This window comes from Demequina muriae (assembly GCF_030418295.1).
GTDB classification, from domain to species: Bacteria; Actinomycetota; Actinomycetes; order Actinomycetales; family Demequinaceae; genus Demequina; species Demequina muriae.
Map to the genome: position 1 here is coordinate 1378422 of NZ_JAUHQA010000001.1, position 14929 is coordinate 1393350.

15 protein-coding genes are annotated in these 14929 nt (G+C 65.0%); 6 read left to right on the top strand and 9 right to left on the bottom strand.

Annotated features, from left to right (window positions below):
• Positions 1-64: 64 nt before the first annotated feature.
• The 5 genes from QQX02_RS06435 to QQX02_RS06455 form a co-directional block, all read right to left on the bottom strand.
• On the bottom strand, positions 65-247 hold the full coding sequence (locus tag QQX02_RS06435) for a type 1 glutamine amidotransferase family protein (protein ID WP_301141978.1): 183 nt from the start codon (positions 245-247) through the stop codon (positions 65-67).
• Positions 248-446: 199 nt separating this feature from the next.
• Positions 447-1913 carry a sucrose phosphorylase gene (gene gtfA, locus QQX02_RS06440; RefSeq protein WP_301141979.1) on the bottom strand — a complete coding sequence of 489 codons (1467 nt, stop codon included), beginning with the start codon at positions 1911-1913 and terminating at the stop codon, positions 447-449.
• A gap of 17 nt (positions 1914-1930) precedes the next feature.
• Entirely contained in the window at positions 1931-2956 is a 1026-nt protein-coding gene (locus QQX02_RS06445) for a carboxylesterase family protein (protein WP_301141980.1), read from the bottom strand.
• An 8-nt stretch (positions 2957-2964) separates the two neighbouring features.
• The gene (locus QQX02_RS06450; RefSeq protein WP_301141982.1) at positions 2965-4191 is read right to left on the bottom strand and encodes an MFS transporter; all 1227 of its coding nucleotides are present in this window, start codon (positions 4189-4191) and stop codon (positions 2965-2967) included.
• Between the two features lie 47 nt (positions 4192-4238).
• Positions 4239-5276 carry a LacI family DNA-binding transcriptional regulator gene (locus QQX02_RS06455; protein ID WP_301141984.1) on the bottom strand — a complete coding sequence of 346 codons (1038 nt, stop codon included), beginning with the start codon at positions 5274-5276 and terminating at the stop codon, positions 4239-4241.
• Positions 5277-5649: 373 nt separating this feature from the next.
• Between QQX02_RS06455 and QQX02_RS06460 the strand changes: the two genes are divergently transcribed.
• From QQX02_RS06460 to QQX02_RS06480, 5 genes are all read left to right on the top strand, one after another.
• Positions 5650-6486, top strand: a complete 837-nt coding sequence (locus tag QQX02_RS06460) for an alpha/beta hydrolase (protein ID WP_301141986.1) — start codon at positions 5650-5652, stop codon at positions 6484-6486.
• 79 nt (positions 6487-6565) lie between these two features.
• Entirely contained in the window at positions 6566-8044 is a 1479-nt protein-coding gene (locus QQX02_RS06465; protein ID WP_301141987.1) for an ABC transporter substrate-binding protein, read from the top strand.
• Positions 8045-8057: 13 nt separating this feature from the next.
• Positions 8058-9056 (top strand): ABC transporter permease, encoded by a 999-nt coding sequence (locus QQX02_RS06470; protein WP_301141989.1) that lies wholly within the window; start codon positions 8058-8060, stop codon positions 9054-9056.
• Between the two features lie 13 nt (positions 9057-9069).
• A complete protein-coding gene (locus tag QQX02_RS06475) occupies positions 9070-9945 on the top strand; it encodes a carbohydrate ABC transporter permease (protein ID WP_301141991.1) in 876 nt (291 codons plus the stop codon).
• Positions 9946-9966: 21 nt separating this feature from the next.
• Entirely contained in the window at positions 9967-11448 is a 1482-nt protein-coding gene (locus QQX02_RS06480; protein WP_301141993.1) for a stalk domain-containing protein, read from the top strand.
• Positions 11449-11708: 260 nt separating this feature from the next.
• Here QQX02_RS06480 and QQX02_RS06485 read toward each other — a convergent pair whose 3' ends face one another.
• From QQX02_RS06485 to QQX02_RS06500, 4 genes are all read right to left on the bottom strand, one after another.
• On the bottom strand, positions 11709-12242 hold the full coding sequence (locus tag QQX02_RS06485) for a type 1 glutamine amidotransferase domain-containing protein (RefSeq protein WP_301141994.1): 534 nt from the start codon (positions 12240-12242) through the stop codon (positions 11709-11711).
• Positions 12243-12323: 81 nt separating this feature from the next.
• Complete coding sequence (locus QQX02_RS06490) at positions 12324-12704, bottom strand: YchJ family protein (protein WP_301141996.1); 381 nt, start codon at positions 12702-12704, stop codon at positions 12324-12326.
• Entirely contained in the window at positions 12704-13798 is a 1095-nt protein-coding gene (locus QQX02_RS06495; RefSeq protein ID WP_301141998.1) for a threonine aldolase family protein, read from the bottom strand. The genes QQX02_RS06490 and QQX02_RS06495 overlap by 1 nt, the downstream gene beginning before the upstream one ends.
• Positions 13795-14442, bottom strand: coding sequence for a hypothetical protein (locus QQX02_RS06500; protein WP_301142000.1), 648 nt, complete (start codon positions 14440-14442; stop codon positions 13795-13797). Before QQX02_RS06500 ends, QQX02_RS06495 begins: the two co-directional genes overlap by 4 nt.
• 62 nt (positions 14443-14504) lie before the next feature.
• Between QQX02_RS06500 and QQX02_RS06505 the strand changes: the two genes are divergently transcribed.
• Positions 14505-14888, top strand: a complete 384-nt coding sequence (locus tag QQX02_RS06505) for an RNA-binding S4 domain-containing protein (protein ID WP_301142001.1) — start codon at positions 14505-14507, stop codon at positions 14886-14888.
• Positions 14889-14929: the final 41 nt, after the last annotated feature.

Genomic DNA, 14929 nt, shown 5'->3' on the forward strand with positions numbered 1-14929 from the left:
CACGAAGGCCCCCATCCCAGGATCACCGGGATGGGGGCCTTCGCCGTTGTGGAGGTGAGCGCCCCTACCGCGCTGCCTCCACGACTGCGGGCGAGAACGCGTCGAGGTCGCCCGGGTTGCGCGAGGTGAGGAGAGTCCAGCCCTCCTCTTCGCAGCGCCGGAGCTCCACGTCGTCGGCGAGCAGCCACGGGCCACGACAGATGGATGCGATGGTGCGACCGTCCCCAACGAAGGTGCGACGCGGCACCGCCTTTGGAGGCGGACCCAACCCATCGCAGGCACGCTGGACACCGACATGCGGGCGATGGCTCGGCAGAGAGCACCCGGTGACGAGGGCGTCGACGTCCCCGCGCCGCTCGCTGCGGTGTCCGACGCATCCCGTGAGGCACGCATCCCGTGGCTCCGTCACGTGCTCTCGAGCCCGCGTCCCTCCCGGGCGTCAACAGTCAGGAGGCGAACACCTGCCGCTCACCGTCAGCGTCACGTGCCGTGACGGTGAACTCCAGCGAGGAGAAGTTCGCGTGCAGCGTGCTGCTCGCCTCCTCAGTCGACCACCGCAGAACGAGTTCAGCTGATGTGTCACCGTTCAGCACCTCGACCTCGCCCGTGAACGCAGCGAAAGTCGAGCGGAACCGCAGGATGTCCAAGGTCAGAGCGATGGGCTCGTACACGACGCGCTCGGCGATCTCCTCCATCGAGTAGTCGTGACGGTTGACGGACCGCGGCTCCCCCGAGGCCTTGAGGGCGTCGACGTCGTTCGGTCCGTGGAGCAGTCCCACGTAGTACACCTGCGGCGTTCCTGGCCAGAAGAGTTGCACTGTCCGGGCAAGCAGCATGGCACGGTCGTCCTCGCCCAGGGCCGAGTAGAAGCTCGACATCAGTTGGTATTGCTTCGATCCCTCCGTGCCCTTCTTGATGAGGCCGGGAGGCATCTTCACGAACTCCATGAGTGGCGCGATGCGAGCGTTGACCCTCTCCCGTACCACGTCGACCTCGTCGTCGTTCAGGAGGCCCGCGACGTCCACGACGCCGATGCCGTCGTGAGTATCGAGCGTCGTGAACTGCTTTCGGGGACAGATCGCCGCCCAGTTCCGCAGCCTGTCGGTGCTGCCGGTGAAGATCGCGTGGAGCATGAGCATCGGCAGCGCGAAGTCGTAGACCCAGTGCCCGCGCTCGGCCATCTTCAGCTGCACCGTGTAGTTCTCGTGGATCTCGGGCAGCATCTCCGCTCCGTGCTCGCGAAGCGGCTCCATGCCCACGTCGAGAACATCCCAGACCTCTGGCTCGACGAAGAAGCAGCTGGTGCCTGGACGCTTGGAGGCGTAGGCGAATGCGTCGAAGCGAATCAGTGGGAACAATTCAGCAAGCCGGTCGAGGTTGCGCTCGAAGTACGCGCGCGTGGGTGCCGCAAACGGGTCGATGTCGACCTGCTCCTCGAAGAAGGTGTTCCACAGCCGCACCGTCCTTCCGTCCGCGCGGGTGAACTCCTTGAACGGTCCCTGTGCCTTGCGCCGGTACAGCGCGTCCATCTGCTCTTCTGTGGGAGAGCCGTCGGGCCAGAACTCGTCCCAGTGGATGAACATCTCCTTGTAGGGAGATTCTGTACCGCGGTTCATGTAGTCGCGGAACTCTGCCGAGCGCACGGAGACATGGTTGATCATGAAGTCGGCCATGAGGTAGTACTTGTCGCCGAGTTGCCGGACGTCGTCCCAATCGCCGAATGCGGGATCCACAGTCTCGTAGTCGATGACGGCGAAGCCGCGGTCCCCAGAGGACGGGAAGAACGGCAGCACGTGCACGCCGCCGAATGCTCCTTCGAAGTGGCTGCTGAGAACCTTGTCGAGGGTGGTCAGGTTGCCGCCGAGGCTATCGGCGTAGGTGATGAGCATCGGGGTGTTCGTGACGGGCTTCATGGTGGACTCCTTGAGGTTCAATGGGGGCTGCGCTGGCTCACGAGCCACGTGAGCATGCCGTCTTCGTCGTGGTACGCGGGTACCCATGCGTGATGGTTCTCTGCCAGCAGTTGCTCGGCATCAAGGCTGGTATCTGTGGCGAATCCGTACCGCTCGAGCTGCTCGGGAGCGAAGAGCGTGAGTCGCGCGTGGGGACTTCCCCGGCGCTGGAGTTCCTGAACTGCGTCCACGAGGTACTTGTGTCGGTAGGGCGTGTGATCGACGTACGCAGAACTGAGCCACAGCGGGACGTCGACCAGGCTGCGGAGGATCCCGAACGTCTCTGGTGTCATCGTGGGACACACGGGCAGGGCGGCCGCGAACAGTCCGTGATTGACGGAGAGCGCTCTGATTGCTCCCGCGCCGCCCATCGACACGCCGGTGAGATAGATCCGGGACCGGTCCACGCGCCCCTCGTGCACGAGGCCGCGCACGACGTCTCCCAGGGCCGCCAGGTAGCACCTCGACCAGCCCGTCGTGGGGTCAAGGGCCGCCTCGGCAAAGGGCAGATGCGGCGGCGGCAGGAGGTCGGATGCAGGCGGCGCCTGTGGTGCGAGCACCAGGAAATCCGGGTAGGCCTCTGCGAGGTGAGCGGCACCGAGGGTGCCGACGAGTTGTGCCCAGCCGTCGGTCCCGGCTTCGCCTCCGCCGTGCAGGAACACGAGCATGGGTCGAGGTCCCTGAGCCCGAGGTGCACGGAGGCGGTAGCGCACGCCGCCGTTCTCATGAGCCGTGAAGTCATCGGCGGTACGTGTGTACGTCGCGTCGGCTCTCGTGGCGACCACTGCGCCATCGCTGCGGGCCACCACGCGCAGATCCGCCGGGTAGGACGTGCCAGAGTTCGCCGGCGCTACCAGGCCCTCAACCGTGTTTCGGAGCGGTGCCTCTTCGCCGCCAATGAGCACCTGCCATTCGTTGGCGGCTTCCGCAGGCGCGCCGCTGATCTCCACGGAATCGAGTTCCCAGCCGCGGTTGCCCACATGGGTGCGTGCGGTGATGTGCACAGCTCTCCCTACTCCATCGGCTCTTGCGACACGGGAGTCCGCCGTTGTGAGCGGCCGAACACCAGGTATAAGACGAGCCCAATTACCACCGGAATCACCATCACGCGGTACATCACCGCGTAGGAGTCCGCCATGGTTGCGCCGTCTGCGTGCACGCTCGAGACCACCCAACCGGCGATGATGGGCATCACGAGATAGCCCAGATCCACGCCGATGTAATTGGTGTTTCCCGCCACCGCGCGCCGCGGCTTGTCGACAGAGGTGAGGGACAGTGTCTGGATCGCAGGCTGACACACCCCATAGCCGAAGGCGGAGATGGCGCCGGCAATCAGCACTCCGGTGAGGGTCCGGGCGTAGCTGAGCACGACGAACGCGACGGCGAAGAGGATCATCCCTGGAACGATCACGGTGGTGAGGCCGAACCGATCAGCGATGCGTCCAGCGGCCGGCCGTGAGATGAGCACGAACACCGCATAGGCCGTGAAGAACAGCCCGATCTCCGCGATCCCCAGCGAGTCCCCGTACAGCACCACGAACGTGTTGACTCCCGAGTAGGCGCCCGCGAGGAAGAAGATCACCACGGCCGGGACGATGGCCTCGGGAGCGACGAACGTTCTCCAGGAGAAGCCACGGTTCGGTGGTGCGTCGTATTCGACGGCCTTCACACGAAGTGCGAGCAGCAGCGCCATCCCCATGACGGCGGCTCCGCACAGGAATGTTGCTTGATACCCGATGTGGGCGAGCAGCGCGAGTCCGATCGACGGGCCGATCGCGGTTGAAGCCGCTTGACCCAGGGAGAAGATGCCGATCCCTGACGCCATGCGAGACTCCGGCAGTGCATCTGACGCCAAAGCCAGAGTCACGGGCGCGAGGAGGCCCATTCCGGCGCCGTGAAGGAGGCGCGCAACGATGATCATCTCGATCGAGTCGGCGATGGCGTAGATGAGAAATGCCAACAAGAGCACGCCTACGGTGGCTGCGAGGAGGTGCTGTTTGCGGAAGCGGACACTGGCAGGACCCACTCCCGGGCGCACGGACAGGGCGGTGACAGCGAAGATGCCGGAGACCACTCCCACCACCACAGCCGTGGCGCCGAGCGACTCGGCGAGCTTCGGAACGAGAGTGTTCATCATGAACTGAGCCATGCTGATGATCAGGTTGATCACGAAGATGAACACGAATGGGCGAGACCAGATCGTGACCGGTCGCGCAGCCGCGCGCTTGAGTAGTGTCATCGTCACTCGTTCCGTTGGTCCGTGGTGCGCCGCGCCGATGCGGGGGGTCAGCCGGTCTCCGCAGGCGAGCTCTCGCGGACGACGAACTCGGCATCGAACATCCGTACGGCGGCGTCACGACGGTCGGGTGCAGCGGCGGCCTGGTGAAGGATGCGGGCGCACTCGCGGCTCATCTCCTGCATAGGGAACGCAAAGCTGGTGACCGTGGGGCGAAGGATGGTATTGATCGGCATGTCACCGAACGTGACGACTTCCACGTCATCGGGGACGGTTAACCCACGTGCAGAGAGCTCCCGGATCAGGCCGCCCACCATCACGTCGTTGAGTACAAAGATCGCTGTCGGCCCGGGGCCCTCGCGATAGAGCTGCTCCACTGCCTCGGCGCCGCCGGCGTGGGACAGTGATCCCCTCACTGTCACCACCTCAGCGGCGGTGATGTCTCCAGCCGCCCCTTGAAGCTCGTCCTCGAAGCCAACTGAACGCAGGCTCATGGGACGGCTCGAATGGGGCGGGGCGACGACGCCGAACCGGCGGTGCCCGCGGCCATACAGGTGCCGCATCGCCCGCTGGCCTACCGCGTAGTTGTCGATGTTGACCGACGCGTGGCTCTTGGAGGAGCGGTTGAAGACGACGATCGGGACATCGAACTGAGCGTTCTCGACGTACTCGTCATCCGCGTCAGTCTGGCCTGCGACGATCGCGCCGTGGCAGAACTGCCTTGAGATCCAAGAGGCCTTGTCAGCGAGCTGGCCGCGCTCGTAGGGGAAGAGGATGGTCTCGACGGCCACGTCGTTCTCCAGCGCATACTCACGGACGCCTGCAAAGAGCTCCGAGGTTGGGCCCGAGGCGAAATCGACGGGAGCAAAGATGCACCACAATGCCGAGCGCGCCACGGGGCTCCGCTTACGTGACCCTCGAGGAGGCTTGTAGCCGAGAGACTCCGCGGCCTCGAGCACGCGCTCGCGGGTGGCCGGCGCAATGCGGAACTCGTCTGCGCGGTCGTTGAGAATCAGCGACACGGTCGTGGCTGACACGTCGCACTCGGCCGCGACGTCTTTGATGCTGACGGCCTTCGAGCGTGCCATGCGCTACCCCTTTGTCTGCCCTGCAGTGCGGCCTAGTCGTCTGTTGTCCGTGGGTCCTTGAAGACTGACCTTAGCAGGTGATCACCGCGATGTGAAGGGTTGTTTTAGTGATGCATTAGCAAGCGTGACGTCGTCTCAGTTCGGTAACGACGCTCCCTTCCTGGGCGTCGCTGAACTCCGGTGGCCATGGCGATGCTCCATCAAAGGCCCTGGTTAACAGGCGGGCGCCGATCCTCGGACTCGGTGTCGAGTCGTTTGTCCGCGAAGGCGACTGTGAGACTTGGGGCTCAAGGGTTGACATGATCTTGGGCGCAGGGCTACGGTCCTGCAGTAAAGATTTAGTCCACGTATTCGCCGCAACGAAGGAGTCGGCATGGCACTGTTCTCGCTCAACTTCGAGAGTCGCTTCTTGCGCTCGAACACCTCAGTGAACGTCATCGTCCCCGACCTCCCGCGTGACCGAGAGCCGTCCGAGTTCTACGCGAACGAGCAGGGGTTGCCCGTTCTCTGGCTCCTCCACGGCACGTTCGGCGATCACAGCGACTGGGTGCGCAAGACCAACATCGAACGGTATGCCGCAGAGCGCAGCCTTGTGGTCGTGATGCCGGCAGCGCTCAACAGCAACTACTCCAACTGGAGCAAGGCGATGATGGGCTTCGACATGTATGACTTCCTCACCGAGGAGCTCATGCCGATGGTCTACAACTGGCTCCCTGTCTCCGAGGCGCGCGAGGACAACTTCATTGCTGGTCTGTCCATGGGTGGACGTGGCGCTATCAAGTTCGCCGTCAACCAGCCGGATCGGTTCGCTGCCGCGGCGATCCTCTCGGCTGCACCTATGGACTTCTCACTTCTGACGGAGGACTACCTCAACGATCCGTCAGACCTGTTCGCAGTGCGACTCCGGGGGATGGTGGACAACGCCGGCGGGCTGGACGCATTCCGCGCTTCGGAAGAGAACGTCTGGCGCGTCATCGATGAGCGCGTGACCACCGGCGATCTGCCGCGGCTGCTGTTCGCCACCGGCACCGATGACGACTTCGTATATCCGAACCTCGTGGCTTTCCGGTCCCACGCGGAAGAGATCGGACTCGAGGCGGAGTACTGGACCCCCGAGGGCCTAGGCCACGAATGGGCGCTGTGGGACATGGCGATCCAGCGGGCCCTGGACTTCTTCGATCTGCCCCACAGGGGCGCGAACCCTTTCTAGAGAAGAGCTCGGATCGTCGCTCGGCGATCAGTGCACCTACCGGCCGCACCGACGCGGCCCCCATTCAAGGAGAAGCACAATGGCACGTTTAGCAAAGGCGCTGACGGCGACTGCGCTCGCGAGTTCGCTCGTCGCGCTCGCCGGTTGCTCGAACAACGACGAGGGTGGAGGCGACGGGGACGAGCCGTACACCGTCAACTACGCGTACATGACTGTCTTCGGAGACCCGACGCAGGCGGTCAAGGACGCGGTGAACGAGCTCACGATGGAAGAGCTCAACATGAAGGTGAACCTCATCCCGGTCACGTTCGCTGACTACTTCTCCCAGCTGCCTCTGAAGCTTGCCTCGGGCACGGACCCCCTCGACATCACCTATCTGTTCGCGCAGGATGCGGGCTCATTCATCGACGCGGGCTATCTGGTGGATGCGAACGAGTACTCCGACCTGACGCAGGACATTGCGGCAATGCTCGGTGAGGATGTGGCCGGGGCCGAGATCGGTGGCTTCAAGGCAGGGTTCGGCACCCAGACGCTGTCGCGGTCGCCCAATGCGCTCATTGTGCGCAAGGACATATTCGACGAGCTCGGATACTCCGTCGAGGACTTCAACGTGAACACGGATGACCTCTCGAGCTACGACGCCATCACGGACATGTTCGCGAAGGTTCAGGAAGCTCACCCGGACATGACGATGTTCGATGGCACTCAGACCATGGGGACGCTTCACTTCGGGTACATCGACCCGCTCACGGACAACTTCGGCGTTCTCGAGGACTACGGCCAGACCAGTGAGGTGACCAACTGGTTCGAGTCTGATCAGTACAGGGCCTTCGCGGAGCTCAATCGCGAGTGGTTCGTGGAGGGCTACAGCTCGAGCGACATCGCGGTCAATCAGGACGAGGCCGAGGTGAAGATGCAGGCAGGGAACCTCTTCTCTTTCATCAAGTCTTACTCGCCGACGACGCAGGCCGAGAAGGAGGCGCAGACCGGACACGAGGTCGAGGTGATCCCCCTGTCCGAGGCCGGCAAGATCTCGCCGCCCGCTCTGCTGTCCGTCGTGTCGAACTCCAAGGACCCGGCGAAGGCATTCGAGTTCCTCAACTGGGCGTACACGAGTGCCGAGTTCAACGACCTGCTGAACTGGGGCGTGGAGGGGATCGACTGGGTCGAGAGCGACGAGGGCATCGCGGCGTACCCAGAGGGCGTCGACATGTCAAACGTGAGCTACCACAACGACGCCGGGTTCCTGCTGCCGAACCAGTTCGCAGGGCACGTCTGGGAAGGCAATCCTTCGAACATGGGTGAGCTGTACGAGGAGTTCGGCAACAGTGGCCTGGTCTCGCAGGGCTACGGCTTCTTCTTCGACTCGAGCTCGGTGGCAGACCAGATTGCCGCTCTCAAGGCGGTCTACGACGAGTACAACAAGCAGCTCTCGTTTGGGTCGATGGACCCGGATACCGGGCTTGCCGAATACAACGAAGCCTTGTACCAGGCGGGGCTGCAGGACGTCATCGACGAGAAGCAGCGCCAGTTCGACGAGTACCTGGCGAACAACTAGCTACGAGGATGTCATGAGTCTCATCTCTCCTCAGCAGACCGCGAGCCGGCCGCCGCAGACCGCGGTGGCCGGCCCGCCGCCCCGCCGGAAGTCAACGGTCTGGGGGACCTCTCGGCGACGCCGTCTGCGTGTCTTCGCGCCCGTGTTCCTTCTCATGGCGCCCGCGATGGTCTACCTCGCCGTCAACAACTATGTGCCCATGGCAGGCATCGTCGTCGCGTTCAAGAAGTTCAACGTCCAGGAAGGCATCTGGGGCAGTCCCTGGGTGGGTCTCGACAACTTCGTCTTCCTCTTCGGCTCGGGTGACGCATCGATCATTCTGCGCAATACCCTGCTCTACAACCTCGCGTTCATAGTCGTAACCAACGTCGTCGCGATCGCACTGGCAGTGATGATCCACGATGTCGTGAGCGAGAAGCTCAAGAAGCTCTATCAGGGGTCGGTGCTGTTGCCCTTCATGCTCTCGATCGTTGTGGTGAGCTACATCGTCTTCGCGTTCTTGAGCCAGGAGAACGGTCTGCTGAACAACACGTTCTTTGCCGACGACCCCGTCGAGTGGTACGGCGAGGGCGAGCATTGGCCATCGATCCTGATCCTGGTGAACCTCTGGCGGACCGTAGGGTTCTCAACCCTGCTGTTCCTCGCCGCCCTGACGGCGATCGATGGCGCGCTCTACGAATCCGCCCAGCTGGACGGAGCGAATCGCTGGGACCAGTTCCGCCACGTGACGTTGCCCAACCTCATGCCCACGATCATCACGCTCGTGCTGTTGGGCGTCGGGCGGATCTTCTACTCGGACTTCGGCCTGTTCTACCAGGTACCCATGGACTCGGGGGCGATCTACGACGCCACGCAGACCATCGATACGTACGTCTACCGCGCACTGACGAGCGTGGGAGGGATCGGGCGCTCCGCAGCCGCCGGCTTCTTCCAGTCCATGGTGGGGTTCGTCCTGGTGCTCGGCGTCAACTGGGCCGTCCGCCGCTACAACGCCAAGAGCGCGATCTTCTAGGAGGGTGCTACCCGTGAAGCGATTTAGTTGGTACCGCGCCGTGGTCCACACGGTGCTCGGCCTCACCACAGTGGTGATGGTTGTGCCCATCGTGCTGCTGTTCATGTCCTCGATCACCGCCGAGGAGACCCTGGTCAAGAATGGCTACGCGTTCATTCCGGAGCAGTTCTCGCTCGACGCGTACCGCTTCCTCTTCGAGAACTCCGACACGCTCCTGCGCGCCTACGGGATCACTATCATCGTGACTCTCATCGGCACGGTGGTGGGTGTGCTGCTCACCTCCGCACTGGGATTCGCCCTCTCCGTCCCGGACCTCCCTGGCCGCAGGACGTTCAGCTTCGTGGTGTTCTTCACTCTGCTGTTCAACGGTGGCCTGGTGCCGACGTACATCATGTACTCAGGTCTAGGCGTGAAGAACACCCTGCTTGCGTACATCGTCCCGACGCTCCTCGTGAACGCGTTCAACGTCATCCTGATGAGGACCTTCTACGCGAACTCGATCCCGCCGGAGGTCTATGAGGCGGCCAAGATGGACGGTGCCGGCTACTTCCGCATCTACTTCACGATGGTGCTGCCACTCGGCAAGCCCATTCTCGCGACGATTGGACTATTCATCGCTCTGCTCTACTGGAACGACTGGACCAATGGTCTGTACTACGTGTCCGACTCGAACATGTTCAGTATTCAGACATACCTCGCGAAGATCGTGCAGAACGTCCAGGCAGTGTCGAGCAGCCAGGCTGGCTCGTCGGTAAGCACTGCAGCCCTCCCTCAGGTCTCCGTGCGCATGGCCGTCGCCTTCGTGGCACTGTTGCCGCTGCTGATCATCTACCCGCTGCTCCAGAAGTATTTCGCGAAGGGCATCATGCTCGGCGCGGTCAAGGGCTGACCAGCCAGAGAACGAGGACTCATGCCATCCACCAAGATCACGCTCATCCCCGGTACGCCGGATGACGACAATCGTGACTACCTTCCGGAGGCGATCAAAGGCTCGGACATCGTGGTCAACGAGAACGGCAACAATTCACACCCCTATCCGGAGGGCCTCCAGGAGCACACGGGCGAGGTGATCGAGGGCACCACGGACACGTGGTTTACGTACGTGCCGAGCTCGTACGACGGAAGCGCTCCAGTACCGCTGGTGGTCTCTATGCATGGCGGCCTCATGACGGGGTGGGGCCAGGCGATCTACACGTCGTGGACGTTGCTCGCAGAGCGAGAGGGATTCATCTGTCTCTTCCCGAACGCGCACCAGCGTCGCTTCTGGCTCATCGAGGTGGCGGATAACGAGCTCGAGTCCTCGGTGCGTCCGAATGACAGCGGCGTCTTCCTCAACCCTCCTCCGCGCTCACCTGAGGACAACCACGACCTCGCCATGGTCCGCAGGCTCATTGGGCGCATGCGCGAAACATACGCGATCGACGGTTCGCGCATCTTCATGCAGGGCATGTCCATGGGCAACCTCATGACCGACCAGTTCACCCGCCACTTCGGCGACATCCTCGCTGGCGCGGCCGGTTCCGGTGGACCCACCAGCCCCGCGCTGCTGTTCGACGAGAACGATCGCCCCGTGAACGCTGCTGGGCCGGTGGCGATCTGGCAGAGCCGTTTGGACCTCGACGCGGTCCCACCCCAGTACACCTCAGGGGTGAGCGAGGTGGTGCGGCGCAACCGGGAGTATTGGCTTGAGATCAACGGAGTGCAAGGCAGGCCCCAGATCGCGATCGAGGGCGAGAGCAACTTCGCCTTCTATGAAGGCGATCACGCGCCGGTGGTCTTCCGTGACGTCTTCAACCGCGACCATGGACAGACCTTTGACGATGCCGAGCTCGTCTGGGACTATCTGTTCTCGGGCACGCGCCGTGGCGACGAGGGCTCGATTCAGGTGAGGGACACGATTAGTCCTCGTGTGGGCGACTCCAATGCGGTGGCCATCGCCGAGAACCGTGCGCTCGCGTGGGTTGACAATGAGCCGGTCGAGATCGGCGGAGTTTGCTTTCGGCACGACAAACTCAAGTACCACGGACTGGACGGCGGAGAGCTGGTCCGAGGCTCCTATCTGTACGTGCCAGTGCGATTCCTCGCGAGCGCATTCGGCGCCGTCGTCGACAGCGCAGATGACGGGTTGGTCGCTACACTCACCTTCGCCAACGGCACCACCGTCGAGCTGGCGCGAGGAATCGTGGGGGCCGTGGTCGACGGACGCCTGCGCAGCATGTACGCCGAGGCGGTGCACCGCGATGGCCAGCTGTGGATCTCACTGGAGTGGCTGTGCGATGACGTGCTGGGCCTCCGGACGACGACCAATGGTTCTGTTCTCTACGTCTCCGAGCGTCATGCGCGGCTGTCGAAGAACATGGCCGACCTCATCGACGATCTGCTAACGGTGTGACGGTCTGACGGTCACGCGGCCTGCGCTCGCGGGACTTCGTCGTCACTGCGACGGACTCCTCGGGTGGGAGCGTTTGGGTGCAATCCGGCGGAAAGGGCCCCAGAATCGCTCATGTGAGGGAAGCCGAGAGGTGGCCTGTGGCGCGCGCCAGCGATGGACAGGATCGCGGTCCTTCACCACCCCCTGACCCGCAGCGCACGAAGGCCCCCATCCCAGGATCACCGGGATGGGGGCCTTCGCCGTTGTGGAGGTGAGCGCCCCTACCGCGCTGCCTCCACGACTGCGGGCGAGAACGCGTCGAGGTCGCCCGGGTTGCGCGAGGTGAGGAGAGTCCAACCCTCCTCTTCGCAGCGCCGGAGCTCCACGTCCTCCCACGTCGCGCCCGCGTTGCGAAGATCCGTCGCGATGGACTCGTACGACGTCAACGACTTGCCGCGAGCGACGTCGGCCTCGGCGAGCAGCCACGGGCCATGACAGATGGACGCGATGGTGCGACCGTCCCCAGCGAACGTGCGCACCAGCGCGAGCGCCGCATCGTCCGTCCGAAGGTTGTCGGCGTTGATGGTGCCGCCGGGAATCACGAGCACGGCGTAGTCGCCCATCTCGACATCGGCGAGCAGAGTGTCCGGCTCGAAGGTCTCACCCGGGTCCTTGTCGCCCACGAGTGACTGCACGGGGCTGTACTCGGTCGCCGCGAGCGTCACGGGCACACCGGCGTTGCGGAGCGCCTCGAGCGGCATCTTGAGCTCGTCCTGCTCGACACCGTAGTTGGTCGTGATGATCAGTGCGCTCATCGCGCTCTCCTCTCGTCGGCGGAAGTTCCGTCCACCCCTCCGTCAACCGCACGCAGGCACTCAGACATTCCGGACGTCAGGTCAGCGCACGTCTCCGTCGACGTACAGCCAGCGGCCGCGCTCCCGGACGAACCTGCTCGACTCCTGCATCGTCCCGGGCGCACCGGACTCGTCCTCGAACAGCGCGGTGAACGTCACGGTTCCGGTCGAGTCGTCCTCGCCGCCGCCCGTGGCGCCGTGCAGATCGAGTCCGCGCCACTGCACGCCCTCCAGATCCAGCGACGGTGGCCGGGTCGAGGGGTGCCACGTGCGCAGCAGGTAGTTCTCGTCTCGCCGCACGTACGCGGTGTAGCGGGACCGCATCAGGGCCGATGCGCTCGCGGCCTCGCGCTCTCCGCGCAGCAGCGGGCGGCAGCAGTCGGCAAACGGCGAGCCGGACCCGCAGGGGCAGGCGAGCGCCATCAGGCCCCGGGATGCGCAGCGGCGTGGGCCAGCGCGCCCAACCGGACGCAGTCCTCGGCGCGCGTATCCCACGCGCACATCAGCCGAACCTCGACAGTCTCGTGGGTCGATCCGGGCCGCCAGTCGTAGAAGCGGAACGTCTCGCGAATCGCGCCGGCCATGGTGCGCGGCATCTCGACGAACACCGCATTGGCGTGCGTTGACTGAGTGAAGCGCAGCACCCCGTCGGCGGCGAGCGGCGCCAACTCCTGGCGCAGCACGGTCGCCATCGCGTTGGCGTGGGTCGCGTTGCGCCGCCACAGCGGCTCGCCCGACTCGTCGCGCGACGTGAGCAGCGCGGTGAGCTGGGCCGAGGCGTACCGCATCTTGGAGCCCAACTGCATGGTGGACTTGCGCAGGTGGGGCAGCTCCGCGGCGAACCGATCGCGCAGGTCGGGAGCGAGCACGACCACGGCCTCGGCACCCATGGCGCCGTTCTTGGTGCCGCCGAGCGACAGCACGTCCGCGCCAGCGCAGGCCTCGGCCAGCGACACCCCGAGGGCCGCAGCGGCGTTGGCGATCCGCGCCCCGTCAAGGTGGACTCTCATGCCGAGCGCGTGCGCCCGGTCGACGAGCGCCGCGAGCGATTCCAGGCCGTAGAGCGTCCCGAGCTCGGTGGACTGCGTCACGGAGAGCACCAGGGGCTGCGCGCGATGTTCATCCCCGAGGTCGGCGGCCCAGGCGTCCAGCGAGGCCGGATCGATGCGGCCGTCCGGCGCCGGCACTTCGAGGATCTTCAGCCCGCCCACACGCTCGGGAGCACCGTTCTCGTCCCGATGGATGTGCGCGTGCTCCGACGCCACGACTCCGCCCCACCGGGGAGACAGCGCCATGAGCGCGATGACGTTCGCGCCGGTCCCGTTGAACACGGGGAACCCGAGCGCATGCTCGCCGAACTCCGCCGCCACCGCCGCGTCGAAGTCGGCCGTGGCCGCATCGGCCCCATACGCGGCGTCGTGACCGACGTTGACGTCGGCCATCGCCGCGAGCACCTCCGGATGGACGGAGGCGTAGTTGTCCGAGGCGAAGTGCCGGGCGCCCGTCGCGGGGGTCACGCCGCCGTGACCTCACGTGCCCAGCGGGCGCCGCTCTGGTGGAAGCCCACGCGGCGCAGATAGTCCAGGTCCGTCGCGTCGTGCGGCGCGAGCTCGAGCCGGCGGAAGCCCGCATCGGACAGCACCTGCGACTTGCGGAAGACGAACTCGCCCGGCGTGAAGTCGCGGAACCGCTCCTTGACCCAGTCCAGCTCGACGAGGCCAAGGCCGTCGCCGAGATCGCGCACCACCACGATGCCCACGGCCTCGTCGCCGCGCACCACCAGGAACGTGTGGCGCGTGCCGCCGGCTGCGGTGCCCGCGTCGGCGTCGATGTCGAAGGCGGGCTCGTGGGTCTTCACGTCCTCCGCATGCTCCTCGAGCACGCGACGCAGGAAGGCGTTGTCGGCGTCGACGGAGAGCACCTGGTAGACCGCCTCGTCGTGCGATTCGCGGTAGAGCCGGATGAGCCAGTAGATGTCGATCACCGTGATCGCGAGGTTCATGAACGCGAACGGCCAGATCCCGATGATCCCGTTGTACACGGTGGCGATCGCGGCGCCCGCGAGGTTCATCCACCGGAACTTGAGCACGCGCGCCTGCATGAGCGACCAGACGATGAGCAGCGAGCCGGTCCAGCCGATGATTTCGAGGATGATGTCCATGCCGCCAAGGGTATGCCCGGCCGATGCGCGCTCGCCTCCGCGCTCGCACGTAGGCTGATCGCGTGGAGAGCAGGACGAGCGCGAGGGCCGATGCGTGGGTCTGGGCTGTGCGGCTCGCGAAGACCCGCTCGCAGGCCACGGCCGCATGCCGCGCCGGGCACGTGCGGGTCAACGGCGACCGGGCGAAGGCCTCGACCACGGTCCGTGCCGGCGACCGCGTCGAGGTGCGCCTCCACGAGCAGATCAAGATCGTCGAGGTCCGCCAGCTGCTCGTCAAGCGCGTGAGCGCGCCTGTCGCACAGGCGGCGTATGTCGACCACAGCCCGCCGCCGCCCCCGCGCGTCGAGCGGCCCGCTGCGGTGGGGGCACGGGATCGCGGCGCGGGCCGGCCCACCAAGCGGGAGCGCCGTCAGCTGGACCGGCTGCGAGGCCGCCGCACGCTCTGACGCCCTGGGCGCATCGGCCCCCGAGCGCCAGCTGTGCGGCG

Coding starts and splice junctions, on each gene's coding strand:
- QQX02_RS06500 (WP_301142000.1), bottom strand. CDS start 14,442: ATGGACATCATCCTCGAAATCATCGGCTGGACCGGCTCGCTGCTCATC.
- QQX02_RS06450 (WP_301141982.1), bottom strand. CDS start 4,191: ATGACACTACTCAAGCGCGCGGCTGCGCGACCGGTCACGATCTGGTCT.
- QQX02_RS06485 (WP_301141994.1), bottom strand. CDS start 12,242: ATGAGCGCACTGATCATCACGACCAACTACGGTGTCGAGCAGGACGAG.
- gtfA (WP_301141979.1), bottom strand. CDS start 1,913: ATGAAGCCCGTCACGAACACCCCGATGCTCATCACCTACGCCGATAGC.
- QQX02_RS06460 (WP_301141986.1), top strand. CDS start 5,650: ATGGCACTGTTCTCGCTCAACTTCGAGAGTCGCTTCTTGCGCTCGAAC.
- QQX02_RS06465 (WP_301141987.1), top strand. CDS start 6,566: ATGGCACGTTTAGCAAAGGCGCTGACGGCGACTGCGCTCGCGAGTTCG.
- QQX02_RS06470 (WP_301141989.1), top strand. CDS start 8,058: ATGAGTCTCATCTCTCCTCAGCAGACCGCGAGCCGGCCGCCGCAGACC.
- QQX02_RS06490 (WP_301141996.1), bottom strand. CDS start 12,704: ATGGCGCTCGCCTGCCCCTGCGGGTCCGGCTCGCCGTTTGCCGACTGC.
- QQX02_RS06480 (WP_301141993.1), top strand. CDS start 9,967: ATGCCATCCACCAAGATCACGCTCATCCCCGGTACGCCGGATGACGAC.
- QQX02_RS06455 (WP_301141984.1), bottom strand. CDS start 5,276: ATGGCACGCTCGAAGGCCGTCAGCATCAAAGACGTCGCGGCCGAGTGC.